Annotated in this window: 12 protein-coding genes and 1 tRNA gene; 5 read left to right on the top strand and 8 right to left on the bottom strand. The window is 52.6% G+C overall.

Annotation, left to right across the window (positions count from 1 at the left end; translation table 11 throughout):
- Positions 1 to 108: 108 nt before the first annotated feature.
- Entirely contained in the window at positions 109 to 3,618 is a 3,510-nt protein-coding gene (nifJ, locus tag SRBAKS_RS03170; RefSeq protein WP_229593584.1) for a pyruvate:ferredoxin (flavodoxin) oxidoreductase, read from the top strand.
- A gap of 95 nt (positions 3,619 to 3,713) precedes the next feature.
- On the opposite strand, the gene SRBAKS_RS03175 is transcribed toward nifJ, so the two are convergent.
- The 7 genes from SRBAKS_RS03175 to SRBAKS_RS03205 form a co-directional block, all read right to left on the bottom strand.
- Positions 3,714 to 5,144 (bottom strand): carbon starvation CstA family protein, encoded by a 1,431-nt coding sequence (locus tag SRBAKS_RS03175; protein WP_229593586.1) that lies wholly within the window; start codon positions 5,142 to 5,144, stop codon positions 3,714 to 3,716.
- A 170-nt stretch (positions 5,145 to 5,314) separates the two neighbouring features.
- Positions 5,315 to 7,048 (bottom strand): LytS/YhcK type 5TM receptor domain-containing protein, encoded by a 1,734-nt coding sequence (locus tag SRBAKS_RS03180; RefSeq protein ID WP_229593588.1) that lies wholly within the window; start codon positions 7,046 to 7,048, stop codon positions 5,315 to 5,317.
- Between the two features lie 25 nt (positions 7,049 to 7,073).
- Positions 7,074 to 7,940, bottom strand: a complete 867-nt coding sequence (locus tag SRBAKS_RS03185) for a LytR/AlgR family response regulator transcription factor (protein WP_229593590.1) — start codon at positions 7,938 to 7,940, stop codon at positions 7,074 to 7,076.
- Between the two features lie 150 nt (positions 7,941 to 8,090).
- Positions 8,091 to 8,603, bottom strand: a complete 513-nt coding sequence (locus SRBAKS_RS03190) for a hypothetical protein (RefSeq protein ID WP_229593592.1) — start codon at positions 8,601 to 8,603, stop codon at positions 8,091 to 8,093.
- Positions 8,600 to 8,893 carry a hypothetical protein gene (locus SRBAKS_RS03195; RefSeq protein WP_229593594.1) on the bottom strand — a complete coding sequence of 98 codons (294 nt, stop codon included), beginning with the start codon at positions 8,891 to 8,893 and terminating at the stop codon, positions 8,600 to 8,602. Before SRBAKS_RS03195 ends, SRBAKS_RS03190 begins: the two co-directional genes overlap by 4 nt.
- Positions 8,890 to 9,228: a hypothetical protein gene (locus tag SRBAKS_RS03200; protein WP_229593596.1), complete on the bottom strand. Its 339-nt coding sequence runs from the start codon at positions 9,226 to 9,228 to the stop codon at positions 8,890 to 8,892. Before SRBAKS_RS03200 ends, SRBAKS_RS03195 begins: the two co-directional genes overlap by 4 nt.
- 377 nt (positions 9,229 to 9,605) lie before the next feature.
- Positions 9,606 to 9,681: transfer RNA gene (locus SRBAKS_RS03205), tRNA-Lys, on the bottom strand.
- Between the two features lie 95 nt (positions 9,682 to 9,776).
- Between SRBAKS_RS03205 and SRBAKS_RS03210 the strand changes: the two genes are divergently transcribed.
- From SRBAKS_RS03210 to SRBAKS_RS03225, 4 genes are all read left to right on the top strand, one after another.
- Entirely contained in the window at positions 9,777 to 11,606 is a 1,830-nt protein-coding gene (locus SRBAKS_RS03210; RefSeq protein WP_229593598.1) for a protein-disulfide reductase DsbD family protein, read from the top strand.
- A gap of 23 nt (positions 11,607 to 11,629) precedes the next feature.
- The gene (locus tag SRBAKS_RS03215) at positions 11,630 to 12,826 is read left to right on the top strand and encodes an iron-containing alcohol dehydrogenase (protein ID WP_229593600.1); all 1,197 of its coding nucleotides are present in this window, start codon (positions 11,630 to 11,632) and stop codon (positions 12,824 to 12,826) included.
- Positions 12,827 to 12,971: 145 nt separating this feature from the next.
- Positions 12,972 to 13,559 (top strand): NfeD family protein, encoded by a 588-nt coding sequence (locus SRBAKS_RS03220; protein ID WP_229593602.1) that lies wholly within the window; start codon positions 12,972 to 12,974, stop codon positions 13,557 to 13,559.
- Between the two features lie 12 nt (positions 13,560 to 13,571).
- The gene (locus SRBAKS_RS03225; RefSeq protein WP_229593604.1) at positions 13,572 to 15,149 is read left to right on the top strand and encodes a flotillin family protein; all 1,578 of its coding nucleotides are present in this window, start codon (positions 13,572 to 13,574) and stop codon (positions 15,147 to 15,149) included.
- Between the two features lie 79 nt (positions 15,150 to 15,228).
- Here SRBAKS_RS03225 and SRBAKS_RS03230 read toward each other — a convergent pair whose 3' ends face one another.
- Positions 15,229 to 16,452 (bottom strand): M24 family metallopeptidase, encoded by a 1,224-nt coding sequence (locus SRBAKS_RS03230; protein ID WP_229593607.1) that lies wholly within the window; start codon positions 16,450 to 16,452, stop codon positions 15,229 to 15,231.
- Positions 16,453 to 16,481: the final 29 nt, after the last annotated feature.

Raw genomic sequence — 16,481 nt, forward strand, 5'->3', positions numbered from 1 at the left:
TATTCCAGACCATCCGGAACGGCGAGTATTTCGCAAGAATAGTTCGAACGATTGCGTTCCGATATTATTGGTTGATACAGATCCTACATCATAACTGTGGAGAGACAAATGCCTAAGAAGACGATGAAGACAATGGACGGCAACACCGCTGCCGCTCATGTGGCCTACGCCATGAGCGAAACGGCTGCCATCTACCCCATCACCCCCTCAACTCCCATGGGAGAAATTGCCGACGAATGGGCAGCCCAAGGACGCAAGAACATTTTTGGACAGACAGTACAGATTCGCCAGATGCAATCTGAAGCCGGCGCGGCCGGTGCAGTACACGGTTCCCTGGCCGGTGGCGCATTAACCACCACATTCACCGCCTCCCAGGGCCTGCTGCTCATGATTCCCAATATGTACAAAATTTCCGGCGAGTTGTTGCCCGGCGTTTTCCACGTTTCCGCCCGAGCGGTCGCTGCACATGCACTCTCCATCTTCGGTGATCACCAAGATGTAATGGCCTGTCGTCAGACCGGTTTTGCCCAGCTTTATTCAAATTCCGTTCAGGAAGTCATGGACCTGGCTCTGGTCGCTCACCTTGCGGCCATTGAATCCAGCGTTCCCTTCATGTCCGTGTTTGACGGCTTTCGTACCTCACATGAAATTCAGAAAATCGCCGTCATCGATTACGACGACATGAAGCCTCTGGTGAACGAAGAAAAACTGGCAGCCTTCCGCAAACGCGCCATGAACCCCGAACATCCTGATGTCCGAGGTACGGCACAGAATCCGGATATCTACTTCCAGGGTCGCGAAGCAACCAATACATATTATGAAGCCATCCCCAACATCGTTACCGACGCCATGAAAAAGGTCGGCAAGATCACGGGCCGTCGCTACAAACTCTTTGACTACGTTGGTCACCCCAAGGCGGACAAAATCATCATCGCCATGGGATCTGCCTGTGAGTGCATCGAAGAGACCGTTAACTACCTCAACTCCACGGGTAAAAAAGTCGGCCTGCTCAAGGTTCGCTTGTTCCGTCCGTTCTCAATCAAGCACATGCTTGCAGTCATTCCCAAGACCGTCAAAAAAATCGCTGTCCTCGACCGCACAAAGGAACCTGGTTCTCTGGGTGATCCCCTCTACATGGACGTCGTGGCCGCCTACGCTGGCAAGGCCAAGGCTCCCAAGATCGTCGGCGGCCGCTATGGTCTCGGTTCCAAGGATTTCACTCCGGCACACGCCAAGTCCGTTTTCGATTCCCTGGCCAAGCCCAAACACGGCTTCACTGTCGGTATTCTGGACGACGTCACCAACACCTCGCTCTTTGATTGCGACTGCGTGGACACCACCCCCGAGGGAACGGTCCAATGTAAATTCTGGGGCCTTGGCTCGGACGGTACTGTCGGTGCCAACAAGCAGGCCATTAAAATCATCGGTGACAACACCAACATGTACGCGCAGGGATATTTTGCCTATGACTCCAAGAAGTCCGGCGGTATCACCATCTCTCACCTGCGTTTCGGCAAGAAACCGCTGCAGTCCACCTACCTGGTCAAGGACGCGGACTACATCGCCTGTCATAATCCAAGCTATGTCAATCTCTACGATGTACTGGACGGCATCAAGGACGGCGGCACCTTCGTGCTCAACTGTCCCTGGACCGCCGAAGACATGGACTCCAAGCTGCCCGCAGCCATGCGTCGCACCATTGCCGAAAAAAAACTGAAATTCTACACTGTCGACGCCGTCAAGATCGCTGGCGAAGTCGGTCTCGGTGGCCGAATCAACATGGTCATGCAGACTGCCTTCTTCAAGCTCGCAGACGTCATTCCTTTCAAGAAAGCTGTCACCCTCCTCAAAGATGGCATCGAAGCAGCTTACGGCAAGAAAGGTCCGAAGATCGTCAACATGAACAACGCCGCGGTTGACAACGCCGTGGACGCCATCATCGAAATCCCGGTGCCCGACGCATGGAAAGACCTTTCAGATGAGAAGGTCAAAGCCACCCGCGAGCCTGCTTATGTCACCGACGTCATGCGTCCGGTTCTGGCTCAGAAAGGCGATGACCTGCCGGTCTCCGTCTTCTCCCATGACGGCACCATGCCCGTTTCAACCTCCAAATACGAAAAACGCGGCGTAGCCATTCTTGTTCCCGAATGGATCAAGGACAATTGCATCCAGTGCAACCAATGCTCCTTCGTCTGCCCCCACTCCGCCCTGCGGTCAGTGTTGGCAACCGATGATGAAATGAAAAAAGCACCCAAGTCCTTCGAGACGCTTCCGGCTCTGGGCAAGGACGCCAAAGGCATGCAGTTCCGTCTCCAGGTCAACACTCTTGATTGTCTGGGTTGCGGCAACTGCGCCGACATCTGCCCGGCCAAGGAAAAGGCACTGGTCATGAAGCCCATTGTCACCCAGACGGCTGTTCAGACCACCAACTTCAACTTCTCTGACAAAGTCAGCTATAAAGAAGTCTTTGGCCGTGAAACCGTCAAGGGTTCCCAGTTCCGTCAATCGCTGATGGAATTTTCCGGCGCGTGTGCCGGTTGTGGTGAGACTCCGTATGTCAAGGTTATCACACAGCTCTTCGGTGAGCGTATGGTCATTGCCAACGCAACAGGTTGCTCCTCCATCTGGGGTGCATCCGCACCGACCTCGCCGTATTGTACGAACAACGACGGCCATGGTCCGGCCTGGGGTAACTCCCTGTTCGAGGACGCCGCTGAATTCGGCTTTGGTATCGAGATGGCCACCGATCAACGTCGTGCCCACCTGGTAAACCTCTGCACGGAAGCCGCCAAGAACGAAACAGGCAAGATCAAGACCGCGCTTAACGCATGGGTCAAGGCCAAGGACAGCTCCGAAGAATCCAAAATCGCCGGAGACAAGCTGAAGGCCGCTCTCAAGGGTACCCGTAAAAAGGCGCTGAAAGAGATTGTCGCCATGTCCGACCTGTTCACCAAACAATCCATCTGGGTCTTTGGTGGCGACGGTTGGGCCTATGATATCGGTTACGGTGGACTCGACCACGTCATCGCATCCGGCAAGGACATCAACATCCTGGTCATGGATACCGAAGTGTACTCGAACACCGGCGGTCAGGCTTCCAAAGCCACCCCGCTCGGCTCCATTGCCAAGTTCACGGCTGCGGGCAAGACGACCGGTAAAAAAGACCTCGGCCGCATGGCTATGACTTACGGCTACGTGTATGTCGCCTCTGTCGCCATGGGCGCCAACAAAAATCAGTTCCTCAAGGCGATCAAGGAAGCCGAGGCCTACCCCGGTCCTTCCATCATCATCGCCTACGCTCCGTGCATCAACCAGGGCATCAAGAAGGGCATGGGCAAAACCCAGCTCGAACAGAAACTCGCCGTTGATTCCGGTTACTGGCCGCTGTACCGCTTCAACCCCGAGTTGGCTGATCAGGGCGAGAATCCCTTCATCCTGGAATCCAAGGCCCCTGACGGAACCCTGCAGGAATTCCTGTCCGGTGAAAACCGCTATGCCATGCTGGAGCGGTTCTACCCCGAGTTCTCCAAGGAGTTCCGCGCTTCCATCGAAAAGGATTACGAAAAGCGCTATGCCACTCTGAAACACATGGCTGGTGGCGGCTGCGACGACAAATAGTCGCCCCTTCATATACAGTAAAGAAAAAGCCCCGCCATTTGGCGGGGCTTTTTATTATGCGTTAATCAGGATGGACCCTGATAACTCTACTGTATTTAAGCTGATTCGTTGACGACTTCCGGCGTCTTGCGCAGGCCAAACTTCAACATGAAGACAACAAACGCGGCGGCGGCAACCACAATCCCACCAACAACCGAGGTTTCATAGCTGAGATTAAACCCGATCTGCGCATTCATGATGAATGTCGTACAGACAGCAGTCATGAAGGTCGCAGGGACCGTGGCAATCCAATGCAGCTTGTTGCGCTGTGCCAGATACACAGCCGCAGTCCAAAGAACCAATGCGGCCAACGCCTGATTGGAGAAACCAAAGTAGCGCCAAATGGTGGAGAAGTTCTGCGTTGAAATCACGAACCCGAGAACAAACAACGGGATAGCAATCAACAAACGAGAAGATATCTTGCTCTGCCCCATCTTGAAGGTCTCGGACACGATGAGACGAGTTGAACGGAATGCGGTGTCACCACTGGTAATAGGCAGTACGATGACAGCGAGAATGGCCAACCCACCACCGATGGGACCGAGCAGACCATGGGACACTCCGGCAACCACTGCGGCGGGAGAGCCGGAGCTGATCACTTCCTGAAGTGCAGCGGGGTCATTGTAAAAGGACATGCCCAGGGTGCACCAGATCAAGCCAATTATACCTTCGATGATCATGGCGCCGTAGAAAACGGAACGCCCTTCTCGTTCATTCTTCACGCAGCGAGCCATAAGCGGGGACTGGGTAGAATGGAACCCGGACAAAGCTGAACAGGAGATCGTGATGAAGAGCAACGGCCAGATGGGCTTGTCGCCGGGGTGCGTGTTAACAGCGAAATCCAGATTTGGCAGCACAGCGTGCGGACTGGTGAAAAGCGCAATGGCCAATGCAGAGGTCATGACCAGCAACAACAGCCCCAGCAGCGGATAAAAACGACCGATGATCTTGTCAATGGGCAGGATCGTAGCCAGGAAGTAGTAGCCGAAGATAGCAGCCACATACCAACCGGTTGCAATGCCGGGAGTCAGTCCGTGGAGCAGTTTTGCCGGACTGAGCACAAAGACCACGCCAACCAGCATGAGCAGCACGAAAGAGAACACGCGCATCACCTGGCGGGCAGGCATGCCCAGATACTCGCCGACAACCTCGGGAATACTCGCGCCATTGTTACGCACGGAGAGCATACCGGAAAAATAGTCATGAACGCCACCGGCGAAGATACACCCGATAACGATCCAGATCAAAGCCTGCGGTCCATAGAGGGCACCTAGAATAGGGCCGAAAATAGGCCCGATACCAGCGATATCCAGGACCTGAATGAAAATGAGTTTCCATTTGGGCATCGGCATGTAGTCGATACCATCCTGAAGCGCATAGGCAGGAGTCTGCCGATTGGTGTCGACTCCGAATACTTTATCCACGAATGTACCGTAAATGAAATAGCCCAACACAAGCAGGCCAACACAGAACAAAAAGAATAGCATGTAAAACAACCTCCCAAAAAATGTTCAAAAAAACCTCTTGGGAGACCGACTACGCCATCGTGGACGTTGTCTTCAACGACTGTTGGACGAAATGCCCTTTTTCACGACTGAACGCACCAGATCACCGGACGAAAAGACACGAACCAGGTCAAAAAAAGGGAAGGAACGGATCACGCTACGGCATTCAATGGATTTTTCGGAATGGAAAAACTGACCTGCGTCCCCTCTCCCGGATGACTGAGAATGTCCAACTGGCAGTCAGGGCCATAAATCTGCTCCAGACGTGAGGCGCAGTTGCGAATACCGATACCTTCGCGGCATGAATCCAACCCGGGATGCCCTGTCAGGGCTATTTTTTCAAGAAGCGAATGAATCTGAGCCGTATTCATCCCGCTGCCGTTATCAGTGACACAGATATGCAGCTTGTCGTCTTTCCGTGACGCCGTAATGGTCACCGAACCGCCATGGCTCCGCCCCAGGATGCCATGTTTGACACTGTTTTCAACCAAGGGCTGAATGATCAGAGGGGGAATAGGCCAACCTGCGCAGGTTTCATCAATGTCCCAATGCACGTCTATGCGATCGCCGAAACGAGCCTGTTCGATGGCAAGGTATGAACGCACTTGGTCCAGCTCATCGGACAGGGGAATAAACCCACGACTGGAGTCAAGATTTTTACGCATATACAACGACAGATCGAGCAACAATTCACGGGCCTTCTCCGCATTGGTACGACAAAACGAACCGATGGTGTTCAGGGAATTGAAGAGAAAATGGGGATTGATCTGCGCCTGAAGACGACGGATTTCCGCATGGGCCAGCATATGCTCCTTGATACGCAGGTCTTCCAGTTCAAGCTGAGTGGAAAAGAGCTTGCCCAATCCTTTGCACAACTCAAAAAGAGTATTGTTGAGCGGTGAAACTTCGCTGCCATAAAACTTGAGCGTACCGACAATCTGCCCCGCCTTTGTCAGGGGCACGATGATGGCACTGGTATTCGGACAATCCGCCACATCGCAGCCAATGGCCGTCCTATTATCAATATAAGAAGGTCGCCCTGTTCGAACGACCTCTCGTGTGGCCTCGGTATGGATAGGTAACCCGGACAGGTGGTGATCACTGCCTGCTCCCACATGAGCCAACACGTTTCTGGTGTCCGTGACAGCCACAGCCGCCATCTGCACCCGCTCATGAATAATCAACGCTGTCTGCAGAGCGGAATCCTGATTCAGGCCGGATCGCAAATGGCTGACGGTCAGATTGGCAATATCCAGTATCTGCTGAGCATGCAACGACTCCCGCCGCTCTCGATTATAGAAAAAGACATTGATCAACTCCACCAGAATGGCAACGCCGAACGTATTCACGGCAATCATGGGCGGAGCGATAAGCTTGACCAGTTCAACGGCATCACCAAAGGGGCGCGAAAGCAGGAGCACCAGCCCCATATGCAGCGCTTCGCCAACAAGCGCAAGCGGTGCAGCGACTTTCCATGTCATTGTCCGATCCCCGAACCGGTAGGCAATATATCCGGCAACGAGTCCTTCCATGAAGGTCGCTATGCCACAGGGATAGGCGCTGAACCCGTGCAGATCAAAAAGAATTCGATGCCCTCCGGCGATAAGCCCGGCCCCGATACCCACCACAGGCCCACCAAACAGCCCGCCGGTAATGACCGCCATGGCCCGCAGGTTGGCCACAGACTGAAAGACCGAGTTGCCCGTGTAGGTGCCAAGGATACCGAACAGGCCGAAAAAGATCGTCAGCAGCAGTGTTCGATTTTTGGTAGAGGTACGAGCAAAGCCGAACCTTTTCACAGGTGTAAAGGTCAGCAACAAAAAGACCGCGCCGACAAGCAGACCAAAGCGTTCTGCCAGGGTAATAATGAGTTGTTCGGAATGCACTGTGTTCAGTTCCTTGTAAGGAAGATCATATACCCAGAGCCGCTTTGAAAAACCGGACCCGGCTCTTGCTCAGTTCGATTTCCGTGGCCTCCCGATGACGCATGGTGATGATATATTTGCCGCTATGCCAAGGGGTGTAGCTGCGTACGAAATTAAGATTTATGAGTTCGCCACGGTTGGCGCGGAAAAAGTTAAAACCGGACAGCCGCTCTTCTATCTTGTCCAGCGATTGCTCCAGACCGCAGGGATAGGCCGCTTTGGCTGTATGGGCCAAAACCCGACGATCCTGAAGGCTGAAATAGAGAATCTCATCCGGGGTAAGCAGAACATTGCGTCCTTCATCCTCGGCTGGAATACGCACAATTCCGATAGCTCCTGCCGAAACAAGACCGACCTTGGCCAGCAGACTTTCAAGCCTCCCCTCGCCATGGCCGCCCTCTGGTTTGGCAAGCAGGGAACGTACACGTTCTATGGTCTTGCCAAGCCGCTCCAGAGACATGGGCTTGAGGATATAATCCACGGTGTTTTCCTCAAAGGCGCGAATAGCATGCTCATCAAATGCCGTTGCGAACACCACCAGCGGCAATTGCCCACAAACCATAAGCTCCCGCAACACCTGAAACCCGTTCTTGTCCGGCATTTCGATATCCAGGAAGACTAAATCAGGCTGCGCCTTGGTGATAATATCCACAGCATCCGCGCCCGACCCAGCCGTAGCGACAATCTCTATGTCGGGAAAACGAGACAGCAGATAGATCAACTCATCCAGAGCTGGCGGCTCGTCGTCCACCACAATGGTACGGATACTCTCAGGTGCAGCACCGCGCACACTGGCACGATCATGAGAACGATATGGGGATTGCATGGACATGGTCGGAATTTTCTCGAACACTGTTTAGAGGTCAGCCTACAATCAGACGTTGGGCTGAGAAACTGTATGTACCCGAATCGGAGTTGTCAATTTGTCGGCGAAAAGAGCTTGGCCACGGCCCGCAAACGGTTTCACCCATCCGGCTCCGGCTGGAGCGCACGCACAGCGGCGTCACTTGTTCTTTGACATATTCGGAGTTTTTATCTCGTCCACGAGTTCGCCGCAATTAGCGATGCTGGCAATAGCACTGTTGAAAACCTTATTTATCACTTCTATTAACGCGGTATCGCTCGCTCTAAGATACTGAAGATGCTTTCGCAAATGGTTAGCGGCGATTCTATACCGATAGAGTATGTGTTCAGAGAAAGCTCTTTCAGCAACAACTTCAGCTACATATGGAAACCCTTTCTCGCGATGGAGAGATATTGAGAGCAGAAGATCGTTACCGTGTTCAGAAAGTAAAAAGATCTCAAGCAAGGTACTAGAGAGTGAATTGATTATAGCCGCTTCTTCTTGATAGCGATCAGGAAATTCTTTCTTCCAAGCTTGTATGATTTTGATCCCATAGATTGCTTCGGCTTCTGTTTGTGCAAGTTGCTCTCGTACTGCATCAGGCGAGAGTTGAGCGTGTGCTGCTCCGACCAGAAACATTAGTACAACAAGAGCCGATACTAAAACTCTCATTCCTCAGGCTCCCAATTGTAATCACAATACGTCCGGTACCGTTCTGGCTTCCCGTTCTCAGCCGCCTGCTTGTACATGCCGCACGCATGGCCCCGCTTGTTCTCAGCCATGAGCCGGTCCCCATCCCGAATGCAATAGTCTGCCACCTCTTCCCGGCTCATGCCGTTGGAAGATTTGTTGGGGGTCATTGACCACAGGCTATGCCCCCAAGTTGCTGCTGTGACCTCCGCACCAGTACACCCGGCACACACGGCCAGCACCAGAACAACAGCTATGAGTGCCCTTTTCATTTCGGACTCCCATCCTCATTGCAGTACGCAAGAAAGGCAGAATCATCGCCCAGCATCTTGGCAAAGGCAAAGTCTTCACAGGCCACATCCTTGGCTCCGTAAACCAGCCGTATCTTCCCGGCTGCAATAGCAAGTGCTGCATTATTCGGGTCAGCTCTCAGAGCAACAATGCAGTCTCCAAGACACCGTTCCGCATTGTACTTTGTTGGTTCAAGCCCACCGCTTTCAAACATCTTCAAGCTATCAAAGCACTGCTCTGCCTTTTCTTCTTTCGTGGCACACCCTGCACCAATCAGCAGAGCAAAAGTTACCAGCACCAACACAAAATTTCGCATGAGAGTCTCCATATCATTTAAGGATATCAACAACTTTCGATATCAGACACTCGATGAACTATCAACAGTGCGTTTGTTTCATTGAGAATACGTCATAAATTGAAAAGATGAAGGAAGTATGCCGAGCATTAAGCGTTGTCTTTCAGCTCAACAATTAATGGGATAAAAACTTCAAGATAGAGTATTACAAAACCACGTCGTCTTGTCTTTTCATACAAAGACAGAATTATAATTATATATGCTCGTTGCGCCAAGGCATAGAAATACGTAATATTCTAGCATGCATATATTAATTCCCAGCAAGAGGTCCGCTTTAAAGTCACTTTCCACTAAACAAAGAAAAACCCCGCCATTGCTGACGGGGTGTGTGTTTCGAGTGGTGGGTCACCAAGGAATCGAACCTTGAACCTCCGGATTAAGAGTCCGCTGCTCTGCCAATTGAGCTAGTGACCCACTCGTGTTGTGCTTGCGCTCAACGGAGTGAATAACTATAAGTGGAGACAGGAAAAGTCAACAACAAATTTTCACTTTTTTAACATAGGACCTCAATGTCGCTAACCAAGCCGATTTCCACCCTGTTTCTCACTCTGCTGCTCATACTGGCTTCAACCCTTGGACATGCACAAATACAGCCGTCCAAGGTCCCCATGAAAACGGTTGTAGAGGCATTCTCCATTCCGGCGGGGACATTTGAAGCCCAGGACACACAAGCAATTTTACTGACCGTTACCATGAATATGGAACCGGATTGGTATGCCTACTCAAACCTTCCGGCTGAAATGGGAAAGCCCACTTCGCTGACTGCGACAACTGCGAATAAACACCCACTGGAAGTATTCTATCCCAAAGGCAAGGAAAAACCGGATACATTTGATCCGACCAACACGGTGGACGCATACGTCAGCGGCACCAGTTTGTTCACCCTCATTCCAGGCATCGATCAGAGCCACTTTCCTGTAGCGCTCAAACTTGACCTTCTCCTTTGCCATCCGACAAAATGTCTTCCGGTTCGTCTTGATCTGACCTTCAAGCGCCCCGACTCTCCGGAGACACTGCCCGCGGCCAAGGAACAACCATGGTGGCCTGCTTTCCTCAAGCTCTCCCCGCTCAAAAACGAATATCAACCGGCCACGACATTCACGGACAGCGAGACAACCGTTGTCGACTGGAAGTTCACACCGCAGTATCTGCAACCCGGTCTGGAAGTCACCAGCCTACTCTCCGCTCTGCTCATGGGGCTGCTTGCCGGTCTGATCCTCAACATCATGCCCTGCGTACTGCCTGTGGTCAGCCTCAAGCTCAGCGCCCTCCTCAATGCCGGGACTGGTGACAAAGACGATCAAAAACACGCCTTCCGGGAGCACAACGTCTTTTTTGTTCTCGGCGTCCTCAGTTTTTTCATTGTCCTTGCAGTGGTCCTGGGCGCGACCGGCAAGGCGTGGGGTGCACTCTTCCAATACAGATGGCTGGTATTCACCCTGGCCGGAATCATGGCCGCGCTTGGATTAAGCCTGTTCGGTCTCTTTCACCTGCCGGTCATCGACCTGAAATTCGGAACAGGGCATACCAATCCGCGAAAACAGGCTTTCTTCACGGGCATGCTGACCACATTGCTCGCAACCCCGTGCAGCGGTCCTTTTCTTGGCGGTGTCCTTGGCTGGGCACTCATCCAAGGCCCACTCATCATCGTTACCGTCTTCATAGCCATTGGCCTCGGCATGTCGATTCCCTATATAATCCTTATACTGAATCCGGCTCTCGCCCGTTTCCTTCCCAAATCCGGGCCATGGATCGAATATGTGGAAAAAGGCATCGGCTTTTTCCTGCTCGGCACGGCCTTTTACCTGGCGGCGATCGCCGTTGGGAACGACAGCCTGCGCATACTGGCTCCCCTATGGGTCATTATTGTCGGCGCATGGCTCTGGGTACGCACTCAGACTGCCAAGCTCTTCAGTCGCTGGATCATCAGACTCAGTGTACTCGTCCTGTTGATCGGTGCCATCCTGTGGACGGCCCCGGCAAAAATCGAAACCTCCCCGTGGGAGGCTTTTGACCCAGTCGAACTCAATGAGCGCATTGGCCAGGAAATTCTTTTCGTGGATTTCACCGCTGACTGGTGCCCCACCTGCAAAGTGTTGGAAGCCACGGTCATGACCGATGAAAATGTCAACAAGTGGAAAAACGAATACAGCATTCCGTTCATAAAGGTCGACATGACAGAACGAGACCCTGACGCCGAAGCGTTACTCATGGCGCTGGGGAGTCGAAGCATTCCCACTGCCGCCATATTCATGAAAGGAGACAAGGCTGGCTCACCACTGGTACTCCGCGATCTGTTCACTCAGGAACAACTTGAAAAGATACTCAAATCACTTTAGAAGCACTCAAAAAAGGAAACCATATGCTCAATTTTCAATACTTCATGCCCACCCGTGTCATTTTCGGCCCTGACACCCTCAACCAACTCGGCGACACGCCCTATCTGCCGCGTGGCAAAAAAGCCATGATCGTCATTGGCGAATCCGGCGTCATGGTAAAACAGGGATACCTGTCCCGAGTTCAGAGCCTGCTCTCAAAACAGGATGTCCAAACCATCGTATTTGACAAGGTTCGCCCCAACCCGGAATCCGACACCGTGGACGAAGCCGCAGCCCTTTGCCGTGAGAACAACGTGGACTTCATTGTCGGTCTGGGCGGCGGGTCCACCATCGATTCCGCCAAGGCCATCGCCACCATGACAACCAACGACGGAAAGTACTGGGACTACATGCAGTCCGGCTCCGGTGGCGGTCAGACCCCGGAAAATGACGCTCTGCCCATCATTGCAATCCCGACCACCGCTGGCACCGGCACCGAAGCCGACCCCTGGACCGTCATCACCAAATCCGGCACAGATTCCATGGAAAAAATAGGCTGGGGCAATGACTCGACATTCCCGGCGCTGTCGATCGTAGACCCGACTCTGATGCTCTCCGTACCCCCAAAACAGACTGCCTACACCGGCATGGATGCGTTTTTCCACGCTGCCGAGGCATACCTTGCCACCTGCCGCCAGCCGGCAAGTGACATGCTCGCCCTGGAAGCCGTACACCTCATCGCCCACACACTGCCTCAGGCCGTGGCAGAAGGCGACAACCTGGAAGCCCGCACCATCATGGCATGGGCATGCACAGCAGCCGGGTTGTGCGAATCCTACTCTTCCTGCATATCACAGCACTCTCTGGAACACGCCCTGTCTGCCTACCACCCGAACCTGCCTCATGGAGCCGGCCTTGTTCTTATCTCCAAGGCGTACTTCGGTTACCTCGCAGCCTGTGGCGAAGAACGTCTCGCCGACCTTGCACTCGCCATGGGTGACACGCTGGAGGAAGACATTGAAGAAGAAGTGAGCGGTGTGGCATTCCTTGATGCTCTGGACACCCTGATCACGGATATTGGTCTGGCAGATGAAAAACTGTCCGACTACGGCGTGACTCGTGAGGAAATCCCCGCGTTGGCTGAAAACGCGCTTACAACCATGGGCGCACTCTTTGATATCACCCCGGTTCAAATGAACATCGAAGATGTCATCGCCATCTATGAGGCCGCATACGAGTAGTATTGATACATTCTATCAAAGCCGCCGCAACCCATTGGATTGCGGCGGCTTTTTGTTTGAAGCGTGTACACATATTCAAAGATTTCTTGCTCTGTCACAAAACATTCTGTAATTGTTTATCAACTTTTATAAAGGAGTTTGGGACATGGACTTTTGGTTTGGTTCACTCAATGGCCTTGATATATTCTTCCTGTCCTGCGCCTTGATCGGCGGCATTCCACTTGTCATCAGATTCATCTTGCAATTCCTTGGGGCGGACTTCGGAGACGAAGCCACTCTTCATGCAGATTTCGAATCTCCAGACGGTGGTGATTCATTTGATGCTGATGCCAGCCTGAAATTTCTGTCGCTTCATGGCCTGACTTCTTTTCTCATGATGTTCGGCCTGGTGGGGTACGCCCTGTATCGCCAGAGCGAAGTTGGCAGCGGCTACTCCCTGCTTGGCGGAACGCTTGCGGGGCTCGTGTCATTCTGGATAATCAGCAAACTCTTTACCTTCATGGCGTCCATGCAGAGCAGCGGCACCATAGATATCAACAAAGCGATTGGCGGCGAAGGCAAAGTCTACACAACCATCCACCCGGATAAGACCGGAAGCGTTATGGTCACATTCCAGGGACGGCTTCGGGAGTACGACGCATCTTCCGTTGACAATCAGAAAATCCAAACCGGCACTCGCATTCAAGTAGTCAAAATCAGTGGCAACATCCTTGTTGTCTCTCCCATCCATTAGAAAGGAGTCTCCATGGATTACGAAATTTCAAGTCTTGGCTTGTGGGCTCTGCCCGTCATAGCCTTCACATTTCTCCTTGTTGCCACAGTCGCCTTCCTGGCATCCCGGTATAAACGGTGCCCGTCAGATATGATCCTTGTTGTTTTCGGTAAGGTCGGACAAGGTCAGTCGGCACGCTGTATTCATGGTGGCGGCACGATCATCTGGCCGTTAATTCAGGACTTCAGCTACATGAGCCTGACCCCCATGACCATTGCAATCCCCTTGCAAAAAGCGCTTTCGCTCCAAAACATCCGCATCAACGTGCCCAGTACATTCACTGTCGGCATCAGCACCGAACCCGGCATAATGCAAAATGCTGCGGAAAGATTGCTGAATCAGGCGCAGCAGGAAATCGAAGAAATGGCCATGGAAATCATCTTCGGTCAATTACGATTGACTGTCGCCTCCCTGACCATTGAGCAGATCAACCAGGACCGTGAGAGCTTTCTTGAATCCATTCGCGAAAACGTCTCCCCCGAACTCAACAAGATCGGTCTGTATCTGATCAACGTAAACATTACGGATATCACCGACGAATCCGGCTACATTGACTCCATCGGTAAAAAAGCCGCATCCGAAGCCATCAACCAGGCCAAGGTTGATGTGGCTGAACAGGACAAGCTCGGCGCCATCGGTGAGGCCAGTGCCTACAAGGAAAAAGACATCAAGGTCGCCCAGAATTCCGCACAATCGGAAAAGGGGCAGAAAGAAGCCGAAGCGGACAAACGTATCTTCATACAGCAACAGGAATCCAACGCGTCCATCGGTGAAGCTGACGCCAACCGCCAAATGGAGATCAAAGTCGCTGAGAACCTGGCCGAAGCTGTGAAAGGTAAAAAGAAAGCCGAAGCCGATCAGCGTATCTTTGTTCAAAGCCAGGAATCGGAAGCCGTCTCGGGTGAGAACAAGTCCAAGGCGGAAATCGCCCAGGCCAATGCTGATCTGCATGTAAAGCAGGCCGAAGCCCTTCAACAGGGAGAGGTCGCCAAACGCCAAGCCGAAGCAGAAATTCAAAAAGCGCAATATCTGGCAGAACTTGAACGACTGAATGCCGAAGAAGTTGCGGTTCAGGAAGTCGAAAAGAGAAAGGTTGAAATCGCAGCCGAGGCCGAAGCCGAAAAGATCAGACGAGAGGCAAAAGGTAAAGCGGACGCGACGCTCATGCAATACGAAGCTGAAGCCAAGGGTATCCGTCAGGTTCTTGAAGGTAAGGCTGAAGGTTACCGCGTGTTGGTCGATAGTACTGGCGGTGACGCCAAAGCGGCTGCCACCATGCTCCTGCTTGAAAAACTCGAAAACATCGTGGAAACACAAATTGAGGCCATCAAGAACCTCAAAATTGACAAGGTCACCGTCTGGGACGGTGGCGGCAACGGGGATTCCACCTCAACGGCCAACTTCTTTTCCAACATGGTCAAAAGCCTTCCACCACTTCAGGACATTACCAAAATGGCCGGGCTTGAACTCCCCGAGTATCTCGGCAAGATGAAAGAAGATGAACCGGCCACTGATAAAACAGACACTGACAAATCAACAGAAACCGAATAGCGAACAAGAAAGGCTCCCGAATGGGAGCCTTTTCTTATCATTCTCAGTGAATACATGTATTCACAACTTGCTCGACAGCTTACTCGACCGGAATCATATCATATGCATCGCCGGAGATGCACCGGCAGCCATCTTCCGTGATTTCAAACGTATTCTCCACGCCCACCATACCAACATTGCGGATGCCTTGCTTCGGTTCCAGAGCAATCACCATGCCCTTCTCAAACGGAAAATCAAAGCCTTTGGCAATGGGGGGAAATTCATCAATGGTCAGACCGATACCGTGTCCCACAAACGGGACCTGATTATCATCCAATCCCATGAACCCTTCGGCAAAACCTTGCTGTTGCGCCTCTTCGATGCAGTATAGATACAGTTCTTGCGGAGTAACGCCGGGCTTGGCTGTCGCACACATCCAGTCCTGCATTGCAATACAGAAATCATGCCCTTCCCTGATGGCACCACTCTTGGCCGACTCCGAACCGGCAAAATACGACTGGCTCTTATCCGTATGGTACCCTTCAAGCTGAAAGCCGATATCGAGCATAAGCGGTTCGCCCATCTTCCAGATCTTCTTTTCATTCCCCATAAGAGCCGAGGCCGGGTGTTCGCCGCGCAATCCCAACGGCCCGTTGAATCCACTGGGATAGTTCCCGGAATCACCGGCTGCGACGTGTCCCAGAAAGATTTCCTCGCCATGTGCCTGCATACGCATGATCCCCATATGCCCCTCCGAGAAGAACGCTTCCCAGGCAGTGTGGGCAATTTCCCGTTCGGTCATACCGGGTCTGATCTTTTGCGGAATAATATCGTATAGACAACGGTGATGCCGCGCTCCGCACTCACGCAGGATACGCAGTTCATATTCAGATTTGACCATCTTGGCCAAAGCCACGGCATGGTCTCCCGGCACGATGGTGTATTCTTTCAGCTTGGTTGCCAAAAGGGACCCCAATTGCCAGGACAAACCGGCCATGACTGCTGCGATGGTCGAGGTAAAAGGGCTGCCTGCGTCTGCACACAACCCGGGAAGCTCCGAGTAGGACTTGAACGGCAGAATATGGTCAAGGCTGGTCTCCAGCTTCGCACGGCTGACACCCTTGCGAATCAATAGAACAGGCTTACCTTCCAATGGAAGCCAGAGCACCCCCTGGCCGAACGTACCGGTGAGATAATAAATATTCAGTCGTGAAAAGACGAGAATTCCACCCGCACCGGGAGCGATGGTGTGCAGGTGTGCACGGACCGCATTCTGGCGGCGCCTTAATTCGTCTGCGGGTACACGGGAAAGAGCTTCAAACATGGGGTCTCCTTATATAACAACTAGGCAAC

The sequence above is a fragment of the Pseudodesulfovibrio sediminis genome, assembly GCF_020886695.1.
Classification (GTDB): Bacteria; Desulfobacterota; Desulfovibrionia; order Desulfovibrionales; family Desulfovibrionaceae; genus Pseudodesulfovibrio; species Pseudodesulfovibrio sediminis.